The organism is Castellaniella sp. (genome assembly GCF_034675905.1).
Taxonomy (GTDB): domain Bacteria; phylum Pseudomonadota; class Gammaproteobacteria; order Burkholderiales; family Burkholderiaceae_B; genus Castellaniella.
In genome coordinates this window covers 585581-601955 of record NZ_JAUCCV010000002.1, presented here as the reverse complement: position 1 = coordinate 601955, position 16375 = coordinate 585581, and the positions used below count along the sequence as shown (strand labels likewise).

Here is a 16375-nt window from a genome sequence, read left to right as displayed (position 1 = left end):
CGACTCCAGCTGGACGCCATGCGGGCAAGGTGTCTGCGGCATCCGCCTCGGTCTTGCGCGCTACGGAGGATGCCGCGGCCGCAGATCGTCCGTCGACCGCTCGTCCCCGGCTGCTGTTCTTCATCACCAATCCAGCCTTTCTGGTCTCCCACCGGCTGCCGGTGGCGATCGCGGCGCGGGACGCCGGCTACGAGGTGCACGTGGCGTCTATGGGCGGGCCGGCGGTCGCCGAACTGGAGGCTGCCGGATTCATCCATCATCGCCTGCCCTTGTCACGCACCAGTATGCGGCCTTGGACCGAGGCCCGCAGTCTCTGGGCCATCTGGCGCTTGTTTCGCCAGGTGCGGCCTGATCTGGTGCATGCCGTGACCTTGAAGTCCGTGCTGTACGGCGGCATCGCCAGCCGCCTGTCAGGCGTGCCTGCGTATGTGGCCGCGATTTCGGGCTTGGGCTATGTCTTCATCCAGGGAGCAGGGGCTCGGGGCATGTTGAAACGCCTCGCGCTGATCCTGTACCGCTTGGCGCTGGGTCATGCCAACAGCCGGGTGATTTTCCAGAATCCCTCTGATCGTGACGTGCTGGTGCAGGCGGGCGCTGTGCGGCCGGCGCAGGTGCTGCTGCTGCGAGGGTCGGGGGTGGATCTGGATCGTTTCATGCCGGCCCCCTGGCCCGATGGCCCGGTGACGGTCGCCATGGCCAGCCGTTTGCTGCAGGACAAAGGCGTGCGTGAATTTGTCGAGGCTGCGCGTCTGTCGGCTGCTCGCGGCGAATCCGTATGTTGGCGGCTGGCCGGCAGCCTGGATCCGGAAAATCCGGCGTCGATCCGAGCCGATGAGCTGCAGGCGTGGCAGGCCGAAGGTGTGATCGATTATGTGGGGGAATGCGCCGACGTAGCGGGTTTCTATGCGCAGGCGCATCTGGTGGCCTTGCCTTCGTACCGCGAAGGCTTGCCCAAATCCTTGATCGAAGCAGCGGCCTGCGGTCGCCCGGTCATCACCACGGATGTCCCGGGGTGCCGGGATGTCATCGAACCGGATGTCAGCGGCCTGCTGGTCCCGGCTCGGGATGCGCGGGCTTTGGCCGATGCCGTCAGCCGCTTGGCGGCGGATGCCGGTTTGCGGGATCGCATGGGCGCAGCAGGCCGCGCCCTGGCCGAACGCGATTTCGGCCTGGCAGGCATCGTGCAGGCGCATCTGGCGGTTTACGCCGATTTGCTGCCGTCCGGCGCCAGCGGTTCGTAGCGGGACGCCTGGTGCTGGCTTAGAACGGCAATTCCCGCCCCGGCAGCAGTGTATGGATCGCGTGGCGGAATTCCGCCTGGATCCGCGCCAGGGCTTCGGGGGTATCGCCCTCGAAGCGCAGCACGACGACCGGCGTGGTGTTGGACGCGCGGGCCAGGCCAAAGCCATCCGCGTATTCGGCGCGGATGCCATCGATGGTGATGCGGTCCCGGGCCGTCGGAAAATGGCCTTCGGTTTGCAGGCGTTGCACAAAGGCATGCGGTTCGCCTTCGGCCATGGGCAGCTTCAGTTCGGGGGTGGACAGGCCTTGCGGCAGGGATTCCAGCAACTGGCCGGGATCGGCGCTGCGCGCCAGGATTTCCAGCAAGCGCGCGCCGGCGTAGAGCCCATCGTCGAAACCGTACCAGCGTTCCTTGAAGAACAGGTGACCGCTCATTTCGCCGGCCAGGGGCGCACCGGTTTCCGCCAGGCGGGCCTTGATCAGGGAATGGCCGGTCTGGGACATCAGCGGGACGCCGCCGGCGTCGCGGATGGCCTGCCCCAGGTGGCGGCTGCATTTCACGTCGAAAATGATGGCGGACCCGGGTTCGCGCTGCAGGATGTCGCGGGCGAACAGGATCAGCTGGCGGTCGGGCCAGATGATCTGGCCGGATCGGGTGACGACGCCCAGGCGGTCGGCATCGCCGTCAAAGGCCAGTCCGATGTCGCAGTCGGTGCGTTTCAGGTGGTCGATCAGGTCCTGCAGATTCTTGGGTTCGGCGGGGTCCGGGTGATGGTTGGGGAAATGGCCATCCACCGTGCAGAAGAGTTCGTCCACCGTGCATCCCAGGGCGCGGAACAGGCGCCCGGCCGCCACGGCGCCGACGCCGTTGCCGCAGTCGATTGCGATGTGCAAAGGCCGCGCCAACTGGACATGATCGGTGATGCGCCGGATGTAGGTGTCGATCAGGTTCTGTGATTCGGACCGCCCCGGCGTCGTGTCTTGCGACGGCTGAATATCGCGCATGCAGGCATGCAGGGCCTGGATGTCTTCGCCGTGCAGGGTGCGCCCTCCCATCATCATCTTGAAGCCGTTGTAGTCGGGTGGATTGTGACTGCCCGTGATGGCCACACCCGAACCGCAGCCGGTCAGGTGGGCGGCAAAGTACACCAGCGGCGTATGCACCAGGCCCAGGTCCACGGTGTCGATGCCGCCCGCGTGCAAGCCGGCCTGCAGGGCCGCTGACAAGCCGGGGCTGCTGATCCGGCCATCGTGGCCGACCACCAGGCTGCGCACGTTTTCCAGGCGGGCCTGCGCGGCCAACGCCAGGCCCAGGGCGTAGGCGAAACCATCGTTCAACTGGTCGGGGACCGTCCCCCGGATGTCATAGGCCTTGAAAACGGATGCGGGCAGGGAATCTGACACGGCGGATCTCGAATAAGAATGAGGGATGAGCGGCAGTCAGCGTGCGGAAGGACCAGGCCGGGCATGTCCGGCTGCCAGCATCGTCCATTATCGCCGATTACAATGAATGCCTCTTGGCGCAGCTTACGGGATTTTCAGTTCATGGATCATCTGGATGCTTTGCGGGCGACGGTGGGCGCGCCGCATGTCTTGACCGGGGCGGATGCCCTGTCCTACGAGGTCGATTGGCGCGAACGCTACCACGGGCGGGCCCTGGCCGTGGTGCGGCCAGGCAGCACGGACGAAGTCGCCGCCGTCGTGCGGTATTGCGCACAGGCCCGGATCCCGGTCATTCCCCAGGGCGGCAATACCGGCTTGTGCGGCGGCGCCACCCCCGACGATGCAGGCAGCGCCGTGATCCTGTCCCTGCAGCGGCTGAATCGGGTGCGCGGCATCGATACGGACAATGACACGATGGATGTTGAAGCCGGCTGCATCCTGCAGGCCGTGCAGCAGGCGGCCTTCGATGCCGGGCGCTTGTTTCCGCTTAGCCTGGCGGCGGAAGGCAGTTGCACCATCGGCGGCAATCTGGCGACCAATGCCGGGGGCACGCAGGTGCTGCGCTACGGCAACATGCGTGAACTGACCCTGGGGCTGGAAGTCGTGACAGCCCAGGGCGACATCTGGCATGGCCTGCGCGGCTTGCGCAAGGACAATACCGGCTACAACCTGCGCGACCTGTATATCGGCAGCGAGGGGACGCTGGGGGTGATCACCGCCGCCACGCTGAAACTGCATCCCTTGCCGGTCGCGCGCTGTACGGCCTTGCTGGCGCTGGATTCCATCGAATCCGCCATTGTCATGCTGGGGCGGGCGCGGGCGGGCCTGGGGGCGTCGCTGACCGGCTTCGAACTGATGGCGGGCGATTGTCTGCAGGACGTGGTGCGCTGTTTCCCGCAACAGCGCTTGCCCTTCGAAGGGGTCTCGGCGACATTGCCCTGGTATGCCCTGCTGGAATTATCCGACAGCGAGTCCGAATTGCATGCCCGCGAACGTTTCGAGGTCGTGATCGGCGACGCCATAGAGGCCGGCTGCGTGCTGGATGCGGTGATTGCAGAATCCATGGCGCAAAGCCATGCCCTGTGGCATCTGCGGGAAAGCATCCCCTTGGCCGAAAAGGAATCCGGCAAAAGCATCAAGCATGACGTCTCGATTCCGGTGTCGCGCATGGCGGAATTCGTGCTGGGCGCCAATGCCGCCTTGCAGGCGGCTTTCCCTGGTATCCGGAACGTGATCTTCGGCCATCTGGGCGACGGTAATCTGCACTACAACGTGGCGCGCGGCGCCGACTGGGCCGAAGGCCAGTTGCTGGCGCACCAGGATGACGTATATGCCTTGGTGCACCAGCGGGTGCATGCCGTGGGCGGGTCCATCAGTGCGGAACATGGGGTGGGGCAGCTGAAACGCGATGCGCTGCCGCAGTTCAAGGACCCGATCGAGATGGCGCTGATGCATCGCGTCAAATCCGCGCTGGACCCGCTGGGCATCATGAATCCCGGCAAAGTCCTGGCCTGAACACAGTCTGATACCGGGGCAATTCCGCTCTCTGGGCCTGTGCCCGCCTGCTGCGCCGGGCTCGGGTATCATGGCGCCGTTTTCCACCTTCTCGGAGTTCTTTACATGACGATCCAACGCATCGAACCCGGCGTCCGCATGAGCGGCGCCGTCGTCCATGGCAATACCGTGTACCTGTCCGGGCAGACCGGGACGGGTAGCGACGTCCAGGCTCAGGCGCGCTCGGCCCTGGCCAAGGTCGACGAGCTGCTGGCCAAGGCCGGCAGCCATAAGTCCAAGATTCTGCAAGCGACGATCTGGCTGCGTGACATGGCGGATTTCGCCGCCATGAACCCGGTCTGGGAAGCCTGGATCGATCCGGCCAACCCCCCGGCCCGTGCGACGGGCGAAGCGCGCCTGGCGGCGTCCGACCTGAAGTTTGAGGTCATCATCGTCGCTGCGCTGGACTGACGCGTCTTCGGCTGGCCGGCTGCCTGTCTCAGCGGGTCTGGCAGTGCGGGCAGAAATACGTCGCCCGCTGCCCTTGCACGATGCGGCGGATAGGACCGGCGCAGCGCGGGCAGGGCAGGCCGTCGCGGTCATAGACGGCGGCGTGCAGTGTGAAATAGGCGCCCGGCGTGCCTTGCGCGTTGACGTAGTCGCGCAGGGTGCTGCCGCCTGACTCCAGTGCTTGGCTCAGCGTCTGCAGGATGGCCTCGTGCAGCCGGGCGCAGCGTGGCCGCGACACACGGCTGCCCGGTGTGCGCGGGTCGATGCCTGCCAGGTACAGCGATTCCGAGGCATAGATATTGCCGACGCCCACCACGATGCGTCCACCCAGCAGCAATTGCTTGATGGACTGGCGGCGCCCGTGGACGCCCGCATGCAGGCTGTCGGGGGTGAAGTCAGGGCCAAAGGGCTCGCAGCCCAGACTGGCCAGCAGAGGATGCGCTTCCAGCGGGCCGGCAATCAGTGGGTGCCACAGCACGGCGCCGAAGCGGCGCGGATCGTGCAGCAGGAAGCGGGCGTCGTCGAACACCCATTCCACGTGATCGTGTTTGCGCAAAGGTTCGTCCATCGCCACCCGTCGCAGGGACCCGGACATGCCCAGATGCACGATCTGGACACCGTGCGCAAACCGGATCAGCAGATATTTTCCCCGCCGTTCGCAGGCCAGTACCGGTGCATCCCGCAGCAGCGCGGGCAGGTCCGGGGGCACCGGCCAGCGCAGCCGGGATTCGTGCACGATGAGTTGCCGCAGGATGCGTCCGGGCATGATCGTGGCAATTCCACGACGCGTTGTTTCGACTTCTGGCAGTTCAGGCATGGCAGGGTGATAACATCCTCTTTCGATGAAGCAATTTTGCCACCAGACGCGGGCGTTTCTCGCGTTGCGGCCCTGGTTACCGCCGATGAGAATTTCCGCCTTTGTATTGCCCGTGGTGCTGGTGCTGGTCGCCGCGCACGAGACTGCCTGGGCTGCACCGCCGGTTCCTGCGCCGGCGGATTCGGTCGAAACCATCCGTTTGCGCCCCGGTGAGCCGCCAGCTGTCAGCCTGACGCCTGAACTACTGTATCGCATTCTGGTGGCTGAACTGGCCGCCCAGCGCGGGCAATACGAAGATGCCGCCCAGGAACTGCTCGGCCTGGCGCGTGATACCCTGGATCCCAGATTGGGGCAGCGGGCCTTTCAGATGGCCATGACAGGGCGCAACCTGACTTTGGCGCTGCAGTCCGCCCGTGAATGGGCCCAACTTGACCCGGACAATCCGGAAGCCGTCGCCGCTTCGCTGGCGCTGTCGGCGTCCAGCGGCCAGACCGATGGCCTGGCCCGCACGCTGGCCCGCCGGATCGACGCTGCCGATGACAAGGATCAGGCCATTGTCCAGGCGGTGGGCATCGTCTCCAAGATGACCGACAAGCGTCTGGCGCTGGATGTGCTGGACAAGGCGTTGACGGGGGTCGTCAAGACTTCGTCGCTGGCCCATCTGGCTTTGGCGGATACGGCATGGTCGGCCGGCGAACCCCGGCGGGCCGTGGATGAGGCCTATCAGGCGCAGGCGCTGGACCCGGATTCTTCGGATGCCGCCCAGCGGGTGCTGGAATATGGCCTGCGGGTCGAACCTCGCCAAGCGATCGGGGATACCTATGCCTATCTGGCCAAGCACCCGGATCAACGAGCCCTGCAGTTGCTGCTGGTCAGCCGGCTGACAGGGCAGGGGCAGTTCGACGAGGCCCTGAAATTACTGGATTCGATGCGCAAGCAGACGCCTGAAGACTTCGATCTGTTGTATACGGAATCCGAGGTCAATGCGCGGGCGGGCCGCTACGACGCCGCCAAGGCGCTCTTGGGCGAGTACATCACGATCCAGCAGCAGCGGCGCAGGGCAACGGCCGATGGCGCCACCAGCGCCCAGGCTGATGTGTCCGACGCCCGTCTGTTGCTGGTGCAGATTGCTGAACGCCAAGGCGATCTGAAAGAAGCCATCCGGCAATTGCGCAGCATCGATGAACCCAATCTGCAGTTTCAGGCGCGAACCCATGAAGCCGTCCTGTATGGCCGCCAAGGCGATCTGGCCAAGGCGCGCGCCACGCTGGATGCCATCAAGCCTGCCGACCGTCGTGAGCGCACTGTCGTGCGCCTGACGCTGGCGACCATCTATCGGGACGCGGGCCGCACGGATCAGGCCGTCGAGGCGCTGAAGGCGGCCGATCTGGAGATGCCGGACACGCCGGAAGTCAAATACGAGCTGGGCATGTTGTTGCACCAGCAGGGGAAAACCGCCGACTTCGAATCCCTGATGCGTCAGGTCATCGTGCTGGATCCCGATAATGCCAATGCCTACAATTCCCTGGGCTACACCTACGTCGAGGAAAACCGCCGCCTGCCCGAGGCGCGTGACCTGCTGGAACGGGCGCTGGAACTGGACCCCGACAATGCCTATATCCTGGACAGCGTGGGCTGGTATCTGTTCCGCACCCGGGATTATCAGGGCGCGCTGGAATATCTGCGGCGGTCCTACGACCAATTGCAGGCTGCCGATGTCGCCGCGCATCTGGGCGAAACCTTATGGATGCTCAAACGCCGCGACGAAGCCAGGCGCATCTGGACGGAAGGCCGCAAGGCCGACCCTGATAACGACGCGCTGAAGGCTACCTTGCAGCGTCTGGGGGTTCAGTTGCCGTGACCAGGGTGCGCGTCGTGGGGCGTCTGTTGACCATGCTGGGGCTGGCCGTCCTGCTGGCGGCCTGCGCAGCGCCCGCCCGTATTGGCGGGCAGGGTCCGGCTTTTGAACGCGTCGGCCGCTTTGCCGTGAACCTGCAGCCGGTGGCCCAGCCGCCGTACGCGGCGCAGGGCGGGTTTTCCTGGCGCGATGATGGGCGCACCTTGCAACTGGATCTCAGCAATCCTTTGGGCAGCGTCTTGGCGCGAATCCGGGTGGATGCCGGCGTCTCTGTGCTGGAACGCGCCGATGGCAGCCGGGAATCCGCGCCGTCGCCCGATGCCTTGCTGGCCCAGGTGTGGGGACACCCCATGCCGGTGGCCGGTTTGCGGTACTGGGTCCGGGGGCAGCTCGAACCCGGTCAGGCCGCCAGCGGCGTCCAGCACGACGAGCAGGGCCGCTTGACCGCCCTGCAGCAGCACGGCTGGGACGTCCGCCTGTCGGCGTATGACGACGATCAGGGGCCGTTGCGCGTGCGCCTGTCTCGTCAGGACGATCAGGGTCAGTGGCGGCTGCAGCTGGTCATGGATCGTCCGTGACGCCGCCGGATCGCGCATGGACGGCAGCGTCCGGCGAACGTGGTCCGGGGCGTTTGCCCATGGCCGCTCTGTACGACGTCCCCGCGCCAGCCAAGCTGAATCTGTTTCTGCATGTCGTGGGGCGGCGGCCGGACGGCTATCACCAGTTGCAGACGGTGTTCCGCTTCATCGATCTGTGTGATCACCTGGATTTTGAGCGCACCGCCGATGGCCTGATCGCCCGCGATGGCGAGAGCTTGCCGGGTTTGCCGGCGGATCAGGATCTGGTCCTGCGGGCGGCCCGTCTGCTGCAGCAGGCCACGGGCGTCCGCCAGGGCGCGCGCATCCGCTACCGTAAACGCATCCCGGCGGGCGGCGGCCTGGGCGGGGGGTCCAGCGATGCAGCAACGACCCTGATCGCACTCAACCGTTTGTGGGGAACCGGCCTGACGCGATCGCAGCTGCTGCGCCTGGCTTTGCCGTTGGGGGCGGATGTGCCGGTCTTCATCTTTGGGCAATCAGCCTTTGCCCAAGGAGTAGGAGAAGACCTGACGGCGGTGACCTTGCCGTCCCAGGCTTACTGGGTGCTGCGGCCTGCGGTTCATGTCCAGACAGCGACGGTATTTCAGGATGCTGATTTGACAAGAGATTCGGAATCGGTAAAAATCTCGGTCTTTGCTGATTGGCAATCAGAACACAGCAGCCTCTTTGGCCGCAACGATCTGGAATCAGTCGTGTGTCGACACCATCCGATGATCGCTCAGATACTGGGGGCGATGCGCAGGGCGGGGCTGGATGCACGCATGACGGGATCGGGTTCGTGTCTGTTTGCGGGTTTTGCTGATGCGCGACTGGCTCGGGTGCAGCAGGACCGGATAATCAGTAAAATACATGACCTGCCTAATGCGGTCATCGAGGATTCCTGGGTTTGCCAGGGACTGGGTGAACATCCGCTGCGGGACTGGGTAATGGATTGATCGTTGGGGAATCGCCAAGCTGGTTAAGGCACCGGATTTTGATTCCGGCATGCGAAGGTTCGAATCCTTCTTCCCCAGCCACACTTCCATTGCGGATAGACATATCAGGCTGTTGAGTCGGTCCCACCGGGGCACTGGTCAACAGCCTTGTCATTTGACATCATTGGTTCGCTACCATGGCACAAGACAGATTCATGATTTTTACCGGCACGGCCAATCCTCGCTTGGCGGTCGATGTGGTGAATCATCTGGACATGTCGCTGGGGAAAATGACCGTCGGCCGGTTTTCCGATGGCGAAGTCATGGTCGAAATCAATGAAAACGTTCGCGGCAAAGACGTTTTCGTGCTGCAGCCCACCTGTGCGCCCACCAACGACAATCTCATGGAAATCATGGTGATGGTCGATGCCCTGCGCCGCGCCTCGGCTCGCAACATTACTGCCGCCATCCCGTATTTCGGCTATGCCCGCCAGGACCGCCGGCCGCGTTCGGCGCGGGTATCGATCTCGGCCAAGGTCGTCGCCAACATGCTGCAGTCCGTCGGTGTCGATCGCGTCATGATGATGGATCTGCATGCCGATCAGATTCAGGGGTTTTTCGATATCCCGGTGGATAACATCTACGCCGGGCCGATCCTGCTGGGTGACATCTGGAGCCGCAACTTCCAGAACCTGGTGGTGGTATCGCCCGACATCGGTGGCGTGGTGCGCGCGCGCGCCCTGGCCAAACAGCTGGAATCCGACCTGGCCATCATCGACAAGCGCCGTCCGCGCGCCAATGTGTCCGAAGTCATGAACATCATCGGTGACGTCAACGGGCGCACCTGCCTGATCATGGATGACATGGTCGATACCGCCGGCACGCTGTGCAAGGCCGCGCAGGCCCTGAAAGACCGTGGCGCCGGACTGGTATACGCTTATTGCACGCACCCGGTGTTGTCCGGCGAAGCCGTCAAGCGCATCCAGGAATCGGCGCTGGACGAGGTCATCGTCACCGACACCATTCCGCTGTCCGAACAGGCACGCCAGTGCGGCAAGATCCGCCAGCTGTCCTGCGCATCGCTGTTGGGTGAAACCATCTTGCGCATCGCGACGGCTGAATCGGTCAGTTCCTTGTTCGCCGATTGATTTTTTGATCCCCCGCTGGTCGCGGCGGGGGGTGATCTGCAGCTCAGGCTGCTACTGACTGGGGCCTTCAGGGCCTCGTATTTTGGAGTTTTCCATGAAATTTACCGCCACTTCGCGTAGCGTCCAGGGTTCGAGTGCGAGCCGCCGCCTGCGCCGCGCCGGTCGGGTGCCCGCCATCGTTTACGGTGGCAAGTCCAACCCGGCCAATATCGAACTCGACCACAACGAGATCTATCACGCACTGAACAAAGAAGAGTTCCACGCTTCCATCCTGGATATGGAGCTGGACGGCAAGATCGAACCCGTGCTGGTGCGTGCCGTGCAATGGCACTCTTACCGGCCTCTGGTGCTGCACGTGGACTTCCAGCGCGTGGACGCGTCCCAAGCTGTGAACACCAAGATTCCGGTGCACTATCTGAATGCCGACCAAAGCCCGGCCGTCAAGCTGGCGGGTCAGGTTGTCACGCACGGCCCGGCGGAACTGGACATCACCTGCCTGCCGGCCAACTTGCCGCAGTTCATCGAAGTCGATCTGAGCAACATGATCGGCGGTTCCCGTCTGCACCTGGCCGACATCACGCTGCCGATCGGCGTGAAATACGTGCCCCACGGCGAAGACACCAACCCGCTGCTGGCTCAGGCTGCTGCGCCTAAGGGTTCGGCTGCCGATGACGACGCCGCGCCTGCTGCTGAAGCGCCTGCCGCCGAATAATCCGGCAACGCCGCAATAGGCTCTCAAAACCCCCGCCCTTCGTCAGATGGGCGGGGGTTTTGACGTATCATGAGGGCCTTTTCATGTCTTGCTGTGTTGAATCATCACGATGACCGCGCCCATCCGCCTCATTGTGGGCCTGGGAAATCCTGGCCCCGAATACGAAGCCACCCGTCACAATGCGGGGTTTTGGCTGGCTGATCATTTTGCGGATGATCTGCACGCAGGTTTTACGCTGGAAAAATCTTTTTTTGCCTGGGTCGCCCGTGCCCGCCATGCCGGACAGCCGGTGGTGCTGGCCAAACCCATCACCTTCATGAACAAGTCCGGACAGGCCGTCGGCGCCCTGGCGCGTTTCTACAAGCTGCAGCCAGAGGAAATCCTGGTGCTGCACGACGAACTGGATCTGTTGCCGGGCGCTGTCAAATTGAAGTTCGGCGGCGGTCATGCGGGACACAATGGCCTGCGGGATATCCAGGCGGCGCTGGGCACCCAGAACTTCTGGCGTCTGCGCATCGGGATCGGCCATCCGCGCAGCCTGGGGCTGGCGCAGTCGGTGGTCAATTTTGTACTGCATCCGCCGCGCCAGGATGATATGCCGGGGATCGACGAAGTCATCCGCCGTTGCCGGGTCGAACTGCCGGCCTTGCTGGATGGGGCGTTTGATCGGGTGACGGAACGCCTGCATCAGGGGAACCACGATTGACAGGCCGGCATGCCGACCGGATGCCCATTGTGCATAAGGGGGTGAGCGCATGAGTCTGCCAGGTTTTTCCCGTCCGTCCGGCCTGCCCACCATGGGCGAGGAAATCGTCGATTTCCTGAAATTCATCGTGCGGCCCCGACCTGGGCCGCGTTTGCGTCCTCATGGTCCTGGCCGGGGGGTGTGGGTGGATTTTTCCCTGCATGCGCCCTGGTGGCGCTTGCTGCATTGGGCCGTGCTGCTGTGGACGGTGAATATCTTTGTCTTCGCCCCTCTGGCCTTGTCGGCGGCGGACGCCAGTGGCGCCCAGCACCGCCTGGACATCCATAATCTCCCCTGGCTGACCGCGCTGATCTGGGCGCCCATCGTCGAGGAATTGACCTTTCGCTATGCCCTGCGCCGGCCCGCCATGTTGTGGTGGTTCGTGCCTTTGATGGTCGCGATTCTGGTGCAGGGGGCGGGCGCCACCTCCATCCTGATGGCGGCGGTGGCCCTGCTGCTGGTCTTGGCGCCGCTGTGGTATCCCGCCACCCATCGCTGGCGTGCCGGATGGGCGGCATCCTGGCGCTGGCGCCGCCGGATGCGCTGGGCCTATCCCTTGTTGTTTCATGCGGCTGCGCTGGCGTTTGCCGCCGTGCATCTGTATAACTTTCGCATGACCTCCATGAACCTGGTGCTGCTGCCGCTGCTGGTGCTGCCGCAGTGGGTGACCGGTCTGGTGTTGGGTTGGATGCGGGTCAAACGCGGGATCGGCGCATCCATGGCCCTGCATGCCATTTTCAATGGCGGGCCGCTGCTGCTGATCGGCTTGATCCTGACTTTTGCGCCGCAGCTGGCGGCGAGCTGATCAGGCCCTGCGGGTACAATAGCGCCTTGATTTCCATCCTTCTTTTTTCTCAGGATCCCCATGGCACTGCAATGCGGCATCGTTGGCCTGCCCAACGTCGGTAAATCCACTCTGTTCAACGCCCTGACCAAGGCCGGTATCGCCGCAGAAAACTATCCCTTCTGCACCATCGAACCCAACGTCGGCGTGGTCGAGGTCCCGGACCCCCGTCTGGCGCAGCTGTCCCTTATCGTGAAGCCCGAGCGCGTCGTGCCCGCTGTGGTGGAATTCGTCGATATCGCCGGCCTGGTGGCGGGCGCCTCCAAGGGCGAGGGCCTGGGCAATCAGTTTCTGGCCAATATCCGCGAAACGGATGCCATCGTGCATGTGGTGCGCTGCTTCGAGGACGACAACGTCATTCACGTCGCAGGCCGCATCAACCCGGTGTCCGATATCGAGGTCATCAATACTGAACTGGCCTTGGCCGACCTGGCTGCCGCCGACAAGGCGCTGCAGAAAAACCGCAAGCTGGCCAATTCCGGCGACAAGGATGCCATCCGCCTGGTCGCTCTGCTGGAACGTATCGTCGCGACCCTGGACCAGGGCAAGTCCGTACGCGGTCTGGGCCTGGACGAAGACGAACAAGCCTTGATCAAGAGCTATTGCTTCATCACCGCCAAGCGCGCCATGTACGTTGCGAACGTCAAGGACGACGGCTTTCAGGATAATCCCCACCTGAAGGCGGTGCAGGACTACGCGGCAGCGGAACATGCCCCGGTGGTCGCCGTGTGTGCTGCCATCGAGGCCGAAATCGCCGATCTGGACGATGCCGACAAGACGGTCTTCCTGGAAGACATGGGCATGAGCGAACCGGGTCTGGATCGCGTCATCCGCGCCAGCTACCAGCTGCTGGGCCTGCAGACCTACTTCACCGCCGGCGTGAAAGAAGTCCGCGCCTGGACCGTGCCGGTGGGCGCCACCGCCCCGCAGGCCGCCGGCGTCATCCACACCGACTTTGAACGCGGCTTCATCCGCGCCCAGACCATCGGTTTCGACGATTTCATCGCCTGCAAGGGCGAACAGGGCGCCAAGGAAGCCGGCAAGATGCGGGCCGAAGGCAAGGAATACGTGGTCAAGGACGGGGATGTGTTGAATTTCCTGTTCAACGTCTGACCTTGGGAAACATGCACCGGCGCTCAGTCTTCCGGTTGGCGGTCAGCGCGGCATGAGTCTTCCCGCTGAGCTGATCGACTTCCTGCCTTGTCCAACGCCAGACGCCTGGGTGCGGGCCGCGTTGGCGCAGCAGGACATCCTGCTGCTGGATCATCGCAATTGCGAACTGAAAGCAGCCGCCACGGCCATGAGTCTGATTGCGCGCTATGGGCAGGATATCGAGTTGTCGATGGCCTTGTCCAAATTGGCGCGGGAAGAGCTGGTGCACCACGAGCAGGTGCTGCGCATCCTGAAGCGGCGCGGCATTGCCTTAAGGCCTTTGACCGCCAGCCGCTATGCCTCCGGACTACGGGCGGCAGTGCGCACGCATGAACCGGCGAAACTGGTCGATACGCTGATTGTCGGGGCGTTTATCGAAGCGCGTTCCTGTGAGCGCTTTGCCGCGCTGGCGCCGCACCTGGACGAGGAGCTGGCGACGTTCTATGCCGGGCTGCTGCAGTCAGAAAGCCGCCATTATCAACACTATCTGCGCTTTGCACAGCGCTTTGGCGAAATCCGTGACGTGGATCGCGCCATTGCCCGCATCCGTCTGATCGAACAGGGCCTGATCGAATCGCCAGATGCGGAATTCCGATTCCATAGCGGCTGCCCGGCAGACGCGCCGCAGGCCTGATCGCTTTTGATCGGCGGCAGGCCGCCGCCCGCCTGGGCGACTACATGCCCGAGCTGCCGACCTTGGCCGCCAGGCCCAGCAACACCACGCCGATGGCGCGGTCGAACCAGCGCAGGCGGGTGCGCAGCCATTGCAGCATGCGCGGGGCTGAAAACAGCGTAGCGACCAGGCCGAACCACAGCAGGGATTCGGCCACCAGCACGGTCCAGACGATGACCAGATGTGCGCTGCCCAGGTCCGGCGTGACCGCCTGGGACAGGATCGAGCCGAAATACAGCATGGCCTTGGGATTGAGCAGATTGGTGAAAAATCCCGTCACGTAGGCGCGTCGCCCGCTCAGGGCGGATGCGCCGGCCTCGGGCATGACGCCCTTGGATCGCAGGCATTGGATGCCCAACCACATCAGGTACAGCGCGCCGGCGATGGACAGGATGCGCGACAGGCCCGGCAACGTGGCCAACACCAGGGACAGGCCCAGCAGGCTGATCAGGGTATAGACGCCGATGGCGCTGGCGACACCCGCTGCCGCCCATAGACCCGCGCGCCGGCTTGAGACGATGGACAGGCGGGTGACGATGGCGAAATCCGGACCTGGTGAGATCAGGGCGACGGCGTGGATCGTCATCACGAGCAGCAGGGTGTGCAGGAACATGGGGATTGATCGCGTCGAGGGCGGGAGATGATTGTCGCGCAAAATTGCCTGGGCCGCAGCTATTCAGAATAGTCTTATCCATGGCGGGCAGTGGGATCTCTATGATGTGACGATGCCGAAAGATCCTGCCGCCCTGCTCCGGGAGATTCAACATCCACCGCAGATTTCCCATCGTCTGCTGCAGCTTTTCGTTATTGCGCTGATCAGCTGCTCGCTGCTGGCGGTACGGAAGCATGCCCGACGACTGCCGCGTTCTGATTCTGGATGACAATCCGGTGGATTGCGTTCACATGGAATCGCTGCTCAATGACGCGGGGTTTCACCAGATCACTTCCGCCTACGCGGTGCCGGCGGCGTTCCGCGCTTTGCGGGGGCAGCCGCATCAGATCGTGATCCTGGATCTGGATATGCCTGATACAGATGGCGTCCAGTTCATCGATCAGCTCTCTGGCAGCGGCCTGAATCCCGTGCTGGCGATTGCCAGCTCTCATTCCCGTCCTATTCTCCAGAGCGTCGACCGAATGGCCAGAGAGCGCGGATTTGCCGTGATCGGTCATTTCTCTAAACCCTTTTCGCCGGAGCAGGCCAGTCATTTGCGCCGTTACTGCCTGTCCTTGAACGGCGCTCAAGCGGCGTCCCCTCAGGCGCTACCCGTCGCGCCGCATCTGGTGCCGGATGCCGGGGCCTTGCACGAGGCCTTGTGCTCGGGCGCTATTCAGGGCTGGTTTCAGCCCAAACTGTCCTTGGAAACAGGCCGCATTGCCGCTGCGGAGGTGCTGGCGCGCTGGCCGCAGGCGAATCGCCGGGAAATTTCCCCTGGCACGTTTCTGTCGGCAGTCCGAAAATACGGCTTGGAGCAGACGCTATTGCTGCGTATGCTGGATGATGGCTTGTGCGCCTATGACGCCTGGGCCCGGTTTGGCTATATCGTGCCGATTGCCGTGAATCTGCCGGTGCCACTGCTGGCTGAACCCGGTTTGCCCGATCTCCTGTTGGATCGGGTGGTGGCCGCCGGTGTTCCCCCGAGCGCAGTCAGTTTTGAGCTTTTGGAAGATGAAACGATCGATGTTCCCGGCGCCTACCAGATGGGGGTCAGTCGTCTGCGGCTTAAGGGGTTCGGGCTGGCTCAGGATGATTTCGGGCGTGGTTACAGCTCCCTCTACAATCTGATTTCCACGCCGTTTACCGAGCTGAAGGTCGATCGGGCCTTGGTCAGCGGCGCGTGGCAGGATGCCACGCGCGCTGCCGCGCTGTCGTCGACGGTGGCGCTGGGCAAGGAGTTGGGACTGACGGTGACGGCGGAAGGGGTGGAGACCGAGGAAGACAAGGTGTTTCTGAGACGGATTGGCTGTGATTATGCCCAAGGATTCCTGATATCGGCTGCAGTGGATGCCGCCCGCTTTGCCAGACAATTGACTCGAGATGTCTCTTAAGTTTTTTTCCGGACACCACCGGATGCCTGATAAGCCTTTTGATACGGTGACGCGGCATGTGCATCGCCAGAATCTGGCTATTTTGGCTGGTATGGCCTTGATATTCTTTCTGGCGGGCTTGCTGCTGATGGGGGCGTATAGCTCGATCGAACGGACTCGGGGGGCGGCTGGCGGCGGA

At 63.6% G+C, this 16375-nt stretch carries 17 protein-coding genes and 1 tRNA gene; 15 read left to right on the top strand and 3 right to left on the bottom strand.

The genetic code is table 11. The features are described from left to right. Positions 1–53 precede the first annotated feature (53 nt). Positions 54–1241 (top strand): glycosyltransferase family 4 protein, encoded by a 1188-nt coding sequence (locus VDP79_RS03975; RefSeq protein ID WP_323017018.1) that lies wholly within the window; start codon positions 54–56, stop codon positions 1239–1241. 19 nt (positions 1242–1260) lie between these two features. On the opposite strand, the gene VDP79_RS03970 is transcribed toward VDP79_RS03975, so the two are convergent. Beyond that, positions 1261–2646 (bottom strand): phosphomannomutase/phosphoglucomutase, encoded by a 1386-nt coding sequence (locus tag VDP79_RS03970; RefSeq protein ID WP_323016914.1) that lies wholly within the window; start codon positions 2644–2646, stop codon positions 1261–1263. Positions 2647–2787: 141 nt separating this feature from the next. On the opposite strand from VDP79_RS03970, the gene VDP79_RS03965 reads away from it, so the two are divergent. After that, a complete protein-coding gene (locus VDP79_RS03965; RefSeq protein ID WP_323016913.1) occupies positions 2788–4200 on the top strand; it encodes an FAD-binding oxidoreductase in 1413 nt (470 codons plus the stop codon). A 105-nt stretch (positions 4201–4305) separates the two neighbouring features. Then, positions 4306–4650: a RidA family protein gene (locus VDP79_RS03960; RefSeq protein WP_323016912.1), complete on the top strand. Its 345-nt coding sequence runs from the start codon at positions 4306–4308 to the stop codon at positions 4648–4650. A 28-nt stretch (positions 4651–4678) separates the two neighbouring features. Here the strand turns inward: VDP79_RS03960 and mutM are convergent, their stop codons facing one another. Beyond that, entirely contained in the window at positions 4679–5506 is an 828-nt protein-coding gene (mutM, locus tag VDP79_RS03955) for a bifunctional DNA-formamidopyrimidine glycosylase/DNA-(apurinic or apyrimidinic site) lyase (protein WP_323016911.1), read from the bottom strand. An 85-nt stretch (positions 5507–5591) separates the two neighbouring features. Between mutM and VDP79_RS03950 the strand changes: the two genes are divergently transcribed. From VDP79_RS03950 to VDP79_RS03905, 10 genes are all read left to right on the top strand, one after another. Next, a complete protein-coding gene (locus VDP79_RS03950; protein ID WP_323016910.1) occupies positions 5592–7367 on the top strand; it encodes a tetratricopeptide repeat protein in 1776 nt (591 codons plus the stop codon). Beyond that, a complete protein-coding gene (gene lolB, locus VDP79_RS03945) occupies positions 7364–7942 on the top strand; it encodes a lipoprotein insertase outer membrane protein LolB (protein ID WP_323016909.1) in 579 nt (192 codons plus the stop codon). The genes VDP79_RS03950 and lolB overlap by 4 nt, the downstream gene beginning before the upstream one ends. Positions 7943–8001: 59 nt before the next feature. Then, complete coding sequence (gene ispE, locus VDP79_RS03940) at positions 8002–8898, top strand: 4-(cytidine 5'-diphospho)-2-C-methyl-D-erythritol kinase (protein ID WP_323017017.1); 897 nt, start codon at positions 8002–8004, stop codon at positions 8896–8898. 4 nt (positions 8899–8902) lie between these two features. Then, a tRNA-Gln gene (locus tag VDP79_RS03935) sits at positions 8903–8979 on the top strand. A 95-nt stretch (positions 8980–9074) separates the two neighbouring features. Beyond that, positions 9075–10025: a ribose-phosphate pyrophosphokinase gene (locus VDP79_RS03930; RefSeq protein ID WP_323016908.1), complete on the top strand. Its 951-nt coding sequence runs from the start codon at positions 9075–9077 to the stop codon at positions 10023–10025. Positions 10026–10119: 94 nt separating this feature from the next. Then, positions 10120–10737, top strand: coding sequence for a 50S ribosomal protein L25/general stress protein Ctc (locus VDP79_RS03925; RefSeq protein WP_323016907.1), 618 nt, complete (start codon positions 10120–10122; stop codon positions 10735–10737). 109 nt (positions 10738–10846) lie between these two features. Continuing rightward, positions 10847–11443, top strand: a complete 597-nt coding sequence (gene pth, locus VDP79_RS03920) for an aminoacyl-tRNA hydrolase (protein WP_323016906.1) — start codon at positions 10847–10849, stop codon at positions 11441–11443. A gap of 49 nt (positions 11444–11492) precedes the next feature. Further along, positions 11493–12287, top strand: coding sequence for a type II CAAX prenyl endopeptidase Rce1 family protein (locus tag VDP79_RS03915; protein ID WP_323016905.1), 795 nt, complete (start codon positions 11493–11495; stop codon positions 12285–12287). Between the two features lie 60 nt (positions 12288–12347). Next, positions 12348–13439, top strand: a complete 1092-nt coding sequence (gene ychF, locus VDP79_RS03910; protein WP_323016904.1) for a redox-regulated ATPase YchF — start codon at positions 12348–12350, stop codon at positions 13437–13439. 52 nt (positions 13440–13491) lie between these two features. Then, positions 13492–14112, top strand: a complete 621-nt coding sequence (locus tag VDP79_RS03905; RefSeq protein WP_323016903.1) for a tRNA-(ms[2]io[6]A)-hydroxylase — start codon at positions 13492–13494, stop codon at positions 14110–14112. Between the two features lie 40 nt (positions 14113–14152). On the opposite strand, the gene VDP79_RS03900 is transcribed toward VDP79_RS03905, so the two are convergent. Next, positions 14153–14764, bottom strand: coding sequence for a LysE family translocator (locus VDP79_RS03900; RefSeq protein WP_323016902.1), 612 nt, complete (start codon positions 14762–14764; stop codon positions 14153–14155). Between the two features lie 31 nt (positions 14765–14795). Here VDP79_RS03900 and VDP79_RS03895 point away from each other — a divergent pair, with 31 nt between their 5' ends. Both VDP79_RS03895 and VDP79_RS03890 read left to right on the top strand, forming a co-directional pair. Then, positions 14796–15032 (top strand): hypothetical protein, encoded by a 237-nt coding sequence (locus VDP79_RS03895; protein WP_323016901.1) that lies wholly within the window; start codon positions 14796–14798, stop codon positions 15030–15032. Next, entirely contained in the window at positions 14998–16197 is a 1200-nt protein-coding gene (locus tag VDP79_RS03890; protein ID WP_323016900.1) for an EAL domain-containing response regulator, read from the top strand. Before VDP79_RS03895 ends, VDP79_RS03890 begins: the two co-directional genes overlap by 35 nt. The last annotated feature ends 178 nt before the right edge of the window (positions 16198–16375 follow it).

What these genes read in the sequence shown, in the direction of transcription:
- VDP79_RS03965 (WP_323016913.1), top strand. Translation starts at nt 2,788, where the DNA reads ATGGATCATCTGGATGCTTTGCGGGCGACGGTGGGCGCGCCGCATGTC.
- VDP79_RS03960 (WP_323016912.1), top strand. Translation starts at nt 4,306, where the DNA reads ATGACGATCCAACGCATCGAACCCGGCGTCCGCATGAGCGGCGCCGTC.
- mutM (WP_323016911.1), bottom strand. Translation starts at nt 5,506, where the DNA reads ATGCCTGAACTGCCAGAAGTCGAAACAACGCGTCGTGGAATTGCCACG.
- VDP79_RS03950 (WP_323016910.1), top strand. Translation starts at nt 5,592, where the DNA reads ATGAGAATTTCCGCCTTTGTATTGCCCGTGGTGCTGGTGCTGGTCGCC.
- ispE (WP_323017017.1), top strand. Translation starts at nt 8,002, where the DNA reads ATGGCCGCTCTGTACGACGTCCCCGCGCCAGCCAAGCTGAATCTGTTT.
- VDP79_RS03930 (WP_323016908.1), top strand. Translation starts at nt 9,075, where the DNA reads ATGGCACAAGACAGATTCATGATTTTTACCGGCACGGCCAATCCTCGC.
- VDP79_RS03925 (WP_323016907.1), top strand. Translation starts at nt 10,120, where the DNA reads ATGAAATTTACCGCCACTTCGCGTAGCGTCCAGGGTTCGAGTGCGAGC.
- pth (WP_323016906.1), top strand. Translation starts at nt 10,847, where the DNA reads ATGACCGCGCCCATCCGCCTCATTGTGGGCCTGGGAAATCCTGGCCCC.
- VDP79_RS03915 (WP_323016905.1), top strand. Translation starts at nt 11,493, where the DNA reads ATGAGTCTGCCAGGTTTTTCCCGTCCGTCCGGCCTGCCCACCATGGGC.
- ychF (WP_323016904.1), top strand. Translation starts at nt 12,348, where the DNA reads ATGGCACTGCAATGCGGCATCGTTGGCCTGCCCAACGTCGGTAAATCC.
- VDP79_RS03905 (WP_323016903.1), top strand. Translation starts at nt 13,492, where the DNA reads ATGAGTCTTCCCGCTGAGCTGATCGACTTCCTGCCTTGTCCAACGCCA.
- VDP79_RS03900 (WP_323016902.1), bottom strand. Translation starts at nt 14,764, where the DNA reads ATGTTCCTGCACACCCTGCTGCTCGTGATGACGATCCACGCCGTCGCC.
- VDP79_RS03890 (WP_323016900.1), top strand. Translation starts at nt 14,998, where the DNA reads ATGCCCGACGACTGCCGCGTTCTGATTCTGGATGACAATCCGGTGGAT.